This is a genomic window from Sphingomonas sp. BAUL-RG-20F-R05-02, assembly GCF_022662305.1.
GTDB lineage: Bacteria > Pseudomonadota > Alphaproteobacteria > Sphingomonadales > Sphingomonadaceae > Sphingomonas.
The window spans coordinates 1-721 of sequence record NZ_JAKNQH010000070.1 but is presented as its reverse complement, the minus strand read 5'-3'; the positions used below and the strand labels follow the sequence as shown (position 1 = coordinate 721).

Annotated in this window: 1 protein-coding gene and 1 pseudogene; one reads left to right on the top strand and one right to left on the bottom strand. The window is 58.1% G+C overall.

Annotated features, from left to right (window positions below):
• Positions 1–373 (top strand): annotated as a pseudogene (locus L8F97_RS22470) (integrase core domain-containing protein); the annotation flags it as partial.
• Here L8F97_RS22470 and L8F97_RS23120 read toward each other — a convergent pair.
• Positions 362–721, bottom strand: a 360-nt coding sequence (locus L8F97_RS23120; RefSeq protein ID WP_409929089.1) for an Arm DNA-binding domain-containing protein, incomplete at its 5' end; no start/stop codon positions are given. The pseudogene L8F97_RS22470 and the gene L8F97_RS23120 overlap by 12 nt on opposite strands.

The following is a 721-nucleotide window of genomic DNA, read 5'->3' as shown; positions in this document are numbered from 1 at the left end:
GCTGAACGTCATTGATGATTATAGCCGGGAGTGCCTGCCGTACATGGTAGTCAGCGACAACGACACCGAGCTGACCAGTCACGCTGTGCTCGCCTGGTGCCAGGACACAGGGGTCGAGTAGCACTACATCGCGCCGGGCAAGTCGCAGCAGAACGGCTTCGTCGAAAGCTTCAATGGTCGCGTACGCGACGAGTGCCTGAACGAACAGCTGTTCCCATCGCTAGCGACGGCAAGACGGCTCATCGAGGCATGGCGGACGGACTACAACACCGTGCGTCCGCACAGCAGCCTTGGCGGGTTGGCACCCGCCGAGTTTACGAACCGCCCCCGCCAAGGGCATATGGACACCGAAGCTAAGTTATCAGCGGCCTGAAAACGGGGAGCACGTCAGCTTCTCCTTGTCGCCAAACCGGTACTTCATCCGCCAGAGCTTCGAGCCATTGGGCCGGACGAGCAGGTACAACCCCTGCCCATCGGTCAGCTTGTAATCCTTAGCGCGTTTGGTAGCGTAGCGTGCTTTAGGTCCTTGAGAGCCATTGGGGATGCTCCTGCCGAGTTGGCTGGCATACCCCCCAAAATACCCCCAAATGCAAATCGACGTAGTGGCATGCAGGGAAATCCAGTGAGCGGATTTGAGGGCTGCCGAAACGACGCAAGAGCTTAAAAAAGGACGATAAAAAACCGCCTCGGAGCTTCCTGAGACGGTTTGGTATGTGTGGGT